The following is a 6,221-nucleotide window of genomic DNA, read 5'->3' on the forward strand; positions in this document are numbered from 1 at the left end:
TATATCTTATACAGAATTATATTTCACAAATCTTTTTTTTCTTTATGAATTTTTCTGTACAAATTTTTGAAGCGAATGCTTCTATTATTATTTTTTTTCTTAAGCGGCGTAAAGCCACGTACTCACGCTTCCTTGCGTAAACCCTAAAGTTCAATTTCATTTTAGAAAGCAAGCTTGACTTGCTTTCTAAAATATTCTTATTTTAATCTTTTTCTCATTTCTTTTTGTTCTTTTAATATTCGATAATACTCAGAATACTCATTACATCTATTTAGACTATTCTTATTTAATAAAAACAGAATGCATAAAATATTTATTATTGCTACAAAATCTATCCAAGTAAAATATTTTTTATATAAAAAGAAAATTAAATATAAAATCCAAATTGAAGAAAGAATGAACCAACCGGCTCCGATAAAAAAGAATACTTTTTTATATCGAATAATCTGTATGATTAAGACAATTGCAAAAATACTTATAATCGTCATTATCCAATTTGATGAATAATCAGGGATTCCAGTTGTTGAAAAATATTCTTTACTTCTTTGTCTAAATGGTGCTGTTAATACACTTGATGTAAGAAATAAATAAATTCCAATAAGATAAACAAAAATACTTTTTTTAGGTTTTTCCATTTTTTTCCTCTTGCGAAGCAGGCCAGTGGCCTGTCGCCATAACAATGTTTTAAACCGCATTTTTGCCGAATGGCAAAAATGTCGGCTTTGAAAACTGTGTTAGGCGATTTTTCTTATATACCCTATTCTTTCCAATTTACAAGTTGGATTCCGTTTAGATTCTTAAAATGCTTTGTATTATTTGTAACGAGGACAGATTCTTTTTCAATGGCAAAAGAGCCGATGAGTATATCATCGTCATCAATCGTGATTCCATTTTTTCGCAAATATGCATATTGTTTAGCAGCTTCTTCCAAAACAGATTTATCCATATACACAATGCCACAATGATTTGCAAAAATCTCAAATCCGGCCTTTTGATTTTTAGGGTCAGAATATTCAAAGCCACGAAGAACCTCATAGTAGACCAAATCAGGAATTTTTATCGTATCAAAAGTATATGCGTTTTTAAAGGCAGCAAGAACATTCGAATTTCCGTTCAGTAAGTCGATGATTACATTCGTATCGAGAAAATATGTCATGCGTTCTCCCGAAATTTCAAACCGCAGCAAGAACGCAATTCATCAGCTTCAGAATCATTTAGAGTTCCAAAAATATTGTCTACAAATGAAAAATCGACATTTTGTTTTGCCTGATAAATGTTTCCAATTTTATCAAGATAAACAGAAACTTCTTCCAGAGCTGTTTCTGGCAAAGTCTTTATTTTTTCCATCACCATTTCGTACGACATTTTGCACCTCCATTCAGTAGCATTATAGCATATTTTTTGATTTTTTGCATTATATTCACTTCAAAAAGAAAAATAACAGCACAAACAACAGGCATGCACACAAAATAAATCCGAGAAGCATAAATTTTACGGTTTTTAGCCTTTTTGCAGCTAGTTCAAGTTTTTGATTTTTCTTCAATATCGCAAGTCTTTGTTTTTCTGCTTCTGTTTCAGAAATTTTTCCATTTCCAAGTTCATTATCGATTGAAAGAATTTGCTGATTCAATATATCAGCAAAAAATCTTGCGGTAATGTCCGCTTTTTTGCTGAAAATGGCTATAACCAAATTCAGCAAACTCAGAGCGATGAGTGCTATAAGAAATAAATGTATAAAACGCAGCCTGTTATTGTGGGATTTTCTTGAATCCGTTTTCAAGCTGGTCAAGCACATTCTTTATAGCTTGATAAAAGTCTTCAATCGTTCTATTTGTGCCATAAGTAAAGTAAAAGCTTAACCAATTACCGGAATCTTCAAGATTTGACATTCTAAATTCAGAGCATCCGGCGGCCGCCAAAACCTGCTTAAGTGCTTTTTTGTTTTCAAATTTCTTTTCGGTCTTGAAACCAAGATTTGGAGAATAATTTTCATATTCGAAATATATCTTAAGATTGTCATCAATTTTTTTGTAGACTTGACCGCCATTGTCAGAAAATCCTTCCGAAATCAGTTTCTCTGCAATAATACGAGAAATGACCAAATCTTTTTCTTCCCATATATTTGCAAACTCCTCTGCAACTTTTGCAAGCTCAAGATTTTCTTTTGAATAAAGTTTTTCGATGATTTCCTTTTTCATAGTATCCTCCAGTTCGGTATTCGTAAGCTCTTCTATGACCGCAATGTATTGACGTACAGAAATGTCAACAAATGGCCTTGTGTCAATCTTTTCAATGCATTCTGTGAGCCATTTTTTTATGTCGTTTTTGTACGAAATGCATTGATATGGAATGTTTGCGTTTCCAAGTGAAAGCCGTGACGGGGTATGTCCGTCAACGGTTAAATACAAGATTTTGTAATTATCTTTGTAATTTTTCTTTGCATAATTATTGTACCGCTGTAGCTGAGAAATCTGGTCGCCGGCATCTATTTTGTTTTCTATTAGGATTAGATAGTCTGGATTGTGGAATTTTATGGCAATGTCAAATCTTCCGCCTGCCTTTCCATCCTCGCTTATCGCTCCGATAGACTCTTCAACAGAAACTTCTGCATTTTTTGTATCAAGTTCAGTGTCTATTTTTGCCACATTTTTTACAAAGGGCTTTAAGAAGTAGTCGCCAAGTCCGTGAACGGCTTTGGGGTCAAGAATCTCACTCAAAAATGCTGAATGAAGACGCACTTCATTCTTTTGCATTCCAAGAATCTTGAATGTATTGAAACATTCGCCCGACTTTTCTTTTTCTTCCTGAACTTTTCTTGTTTTCCTGATTACATGCTCTGCTTTTTCAAGCAAGTCTTTTGTCTCTGAAAATTGCATATAATTTCCTCCGTTATGCAATGTTTACGCCTTGAAATTATAGTATGCTCAAAGTGCTGGTAGATGGTGTCCTTTACCACTACCATTTGGATGTTTCTGACAATATCCACTTGTAAGATGATCTATTGTTCTTTCTTTATGACCGCAGTATTTGCAATAGTAATCAGATTTTATCGTTCCTTCATATAATTTGTGATGTGCATTATAAGGATCTGTTGGATGCCTATTACAATGCCCACTAAGCAATAGTTTTAAATTAATCTCTTTATGACCACAATATTCACAATAATAATATTTGATTGAGGTTTTATTGCTTTTTTCTGTCGAGGCTGAATTACTACCTCTTGTTGAATCTGAACTTTCAGAAGTCGCTCTGTTTGAAGAAGTACTTCCACTAGATAGACTTTTACTAACTGAAGTTGTAAATATTGCAATTAATACAAATATTCCAATGCCCAAAATAAAAATTATACTGCCGCAAGTGATTTTTCCGATTTTACTTAAAAACCATGTGTATGGATTTTTAGTGATAGTAATGTCATTTGCAATTCGAATTTTTCTTTTCTTCCCGATTGTTGCAAAAATTGATATAAGTCCAATCAAGAAAATGATGCTACTAACTGCAGCCAGTGCGATAAATACAATTTCGTTTGTTTCTGCAAATATTGGACAAAAGCAACTCGGTACTATTCCAAGTACTGTTATAAGCCATGGTAGTTCAACGACTTTGAACCATGTCTTTGTATCTATATTTTCATATGATTCAATTTCTTTTTCATATTCAACTTTATGAGCATCTTTATACTCTGTAATTTTATCTTTGAATAAAATGCCGTCTGAATCGGGATAATTTCCTGTAAAAAGGCGAATCGTATCGATAATCCACCATATGTAAAAACCACCCATGGTGAAAAGTTGTAAAAAACCGCTTCCCCATTGTCGAAGCAAGAATCTATGAACACCAAGACAACCGAACAAAAGGCAAGTGAATGAAAGAATAAGTTTTCTCTTTATAGGATTTTGTTCTTTGTTTGATGATTTTTTTAGTGAACCATTAAATAATGAATACATTGATAAAAATGTTCTAATCTGCTCATTCAACCATTTTGAGATTTTCTCTTTTTGCGAGTTTTCTTCTAAAGATGTAAATTTCGTATCAATTTTAATTTTTTCTTGAATCTTATTTCCATTTTCGTCATCATCTAAATGGTTTAGTTTTGATATTTTTTCATTACAGTCAGATTTTAATACTCCGAAGAGAAGCTGGTTTTCATATTTTTTGTCTGTGGAAAATCCTGCGAAAAATGCAAGTTCGGTTTCATTAACTTTTACAGAAAATTTTATTCCACTTGTTCCGTTTACTGCATAATAAGGGGTGTAGGAGTTTATTTGATATTTATTGCTTTGGAAAGCTTGAAGAGCCAACTGAATAAGATTGAAAATTTTTCTTTTTTCTAAATCGTCCATAATTTTCCCCTTATAAAATGAAAATAGGTGGACTTTTCTTGAAACACCAAGCAGCCCAGTGGGCTGTCCGCCTAACAATTGGTTGTACCGCAGCGGGCTTGACCCGCTGTCGGCTACGAACCTTTGTTATGGCCTTTTTTACTCCATAAATGATTTAATTCTACTTTTTGTCTTATAGAATATATTAGTTATCCCAACCTGCGATTAATTCTTTCGCTAAATCTTTAACCATTTTTTCTTTACTATTCATATATTTTTCAATATATTTTCTTGCCTTTTCACATTTAATTTTTGATAGAGCAATTAAATAAGTCCGAGCGTTATAATCACTATGGGAACTTTCTTCTTCGCAAGCTTTAATTATTATATCTACAGAAGATTCATCTTTTAAATTTGCCAGTCCCATAACAGCATCTCTTTTTATAAAATTATCAGATTTATTATTTTCTAAAATTTCCAGAAATATCTTTTTATGATTTTGTTTTGGGAAATTCGACAGATATTCAATCGAGCTTCTTTGCCAATCCAAACTCTTTTCTGTCTGGTATATTTTTTCATAAGTAGATTGAAGCGAGTCAATTTTATTTTCTATCAATACATTGGTGATTGAAACTACTCTTTGTTCTGGATTTTCCAACATTCCTATCAGTTTATTTAAAACTTCAACAGGTTGCTTTCCTTTTAAAATATCCACAGTCCAGTACCTAACCGAAGAATCTTTACTATCTAAGTAAGCAAAAATTATATCCATTGACTCCTGGTCATTTCTACCTTCCAATACTTTAATCAGGTATTGTTGAATTTCGGTATATTTTGTAGTCTTTAATGCTTTCTGAACATCTTTTAATAATTCATCCGAAAATAAAAGAGGTTGTTCATTTACGCTAAAAGAATAATTTTCAGGAATCTCTCTTGTGGAAACTAAGTGTAACCAAACTTTTATATTTTCTATATTTTTTGATTCATAATATCCGTCTAATAGCTCCTCGGAAACAGGGCCTTTGTTATCCAATAACTGGTTTACAAAATCAACATCTTCTTTTGTCGGGCTGTTAGCCAAAGCCTGAATTGCAATACTCCGAGTCTGTGGATTATCTAATAACGGAATAAAATCATTTTTGAGGTTGCCAATTCTAAGTTCATTTATAGAATAAATTGCATACCCCTTTATACTATAATCCCAGTTCTTGACTGCATCTAGTAATAATTTTTCGGTTTTCTTATTTTTACCAGTAATCGAAAGAATTTGTGCGGCGAGGATTTTTGCTCTTACATTTTCACTGTTAATTCTATCGTAAGCAGTTTTTTGTAAAGATTTCTTATCCAGCTGAATATACAAAGGAATCATATGACTGTCGCCAAAATTTTCGTATTCTACCAAAAAATCAAATAAAGCGGTTGTATGTTTGGTTTTTAAATGCATCAAAGCCATACCAGCCCAAATAATATTGGCCTCTGGCTTTTCGCTTTTTATTCTTTCTAAAAGCTTTTTTTCAAATTTTTTATCACCGGCTCCTGAAATAACCAGATAAGACAGCAAGCGTTGATTGTCATTTTTTGAGTTAAATAAAATATTAATATTATTTTTGTAAGTGGAAGTTTCTTTAAATTTTGACAGCGGATATTCAACAATTTGTCCACCGTTTTTCATGAGCTGAATCATATCACTGAATGGCAGCAGGAAAACTGAATATGACTGAAACATTTTATCCAAATCTGTTTCAGTAAACTCAGTTTTAGTTGCATTGATAAAATCTTTTTCAAAATCTTCAATATTTTGCCCAAATAGAGCAATTGAAAAGAATGTTGTTAGTATCATTGATAAAATAATTTTTTTCATTTTTTCTTCCTAAAACAAGCAGGCCAGTGGCCTGTCGT

7 protein-coding genes are annotated in these 6,221 nt (G+C 32.2%); all 7 read right to left on the reverse strand.

Annotated elements, in window-relative coordinates; all coding sequences use genetic code 11:
* Positions 1–197: 197 nt before the first annotated feature.
* The 7 genes from JI65_RS16150 to JI65_RS16180 all read right to left on the reverse strand — a co-directional run bounded on the left by JI65_RS16150 (position 198) and on the right by JI65_RS16180 (position 6,183).
* Entirely contained in the window at positions 198–635 is a 438-nt protein-coding gene (locus tag JI65_RS16150; RefSeq protein WP_191018196.1) for a hypothetical protein, read from the reverse strand.
* 122 nt (positions 636–757) lie between these two features.
* A complete protein-coding gene (locus JI65_RS16155; RefSeq protein ID WP_191018197.1) occupies positions 758–1,156 on the reverse strand; it encodes a PIN domain-containing protein in 399 nt (132 codons plus the stop codon).
* The gene (locus JI65_RS16160) at positions 1,153–1,365 is read right to left on the reverse strand and encodes a hypothetical protein (protein ID WP_191018198.1); all 213 of its coding nucleotides are present in this window, start codon (positions 1,363–1,365) and stop codon (positions 1,153–1,155) included. Before JI65_RS16160 ends, JI65_RS16155 begins: the two co-directional genes overlap by 4 nt.
* A 55-nt stretch (positions 1,366–1,420) precedes the next feature.
* The gene (locus tag JI65_RS16165) at positions 1,421–1,690 is read right to left on the reverse strand and encodes a hypothetical protein (RefSeq protein ID WP_191018199.1); all 270 of its coding nucleotides are present in this window, start codon (positions 1,688–1,690) and stop codon (positions 1,421–1,423) included.
* A gap of 58 nt (positions 1,691–1,748) precedes the next feature.
* Positions 1,749–2,876 (reverse strand): PDDEXK-like family protein, encoded by a 1,128-nt coding sequence (locus tag JI65_RS16170; protein ID WP_191018200.1) that lies wholly within the window; start codon positions 2,874–2,876, stop codon positions 1,749–1,751.
* A gap of 48 nt (positions 2,877–2,924) precedes the next feature.
* Positions 2,925–4,343, reverse strand: a complete 1,419-nt coding sequence (locus tag JI65_RS16175; protein ID WP_191018201.1) for a TM2 domain-containing protein — start codon at positions 4,341–4,343, stop codon at positions 2,925–2,927.
* A gap of 184 nt (positions 4,344–4,527) precedes the next feature.
* Positions 4,528–6,183: a HEAT repeat domain-containing protein gene (locus tag JI65_RS16180; RefSeq protein WP_191018202.1), complete on the reverse strand. Its 1,656-nt coding sequence runs from the start codon at positions 6,181–6,183 to the stop codon at positions 4,528–4,530.
* Between the last annotated feature and the right edge of the window lie 38 nt (positions 6,184–6,221).

Origin of the sequence: Treponema zioleckii (assembly GCF_014737315.1) — a bacterium.
Classification (GTDB): Bacteria; Spirochaetota; Spirochaetia; order Treponematales; family Treponemataceae; genus Treponema_D; species Treponema_D zioleckii.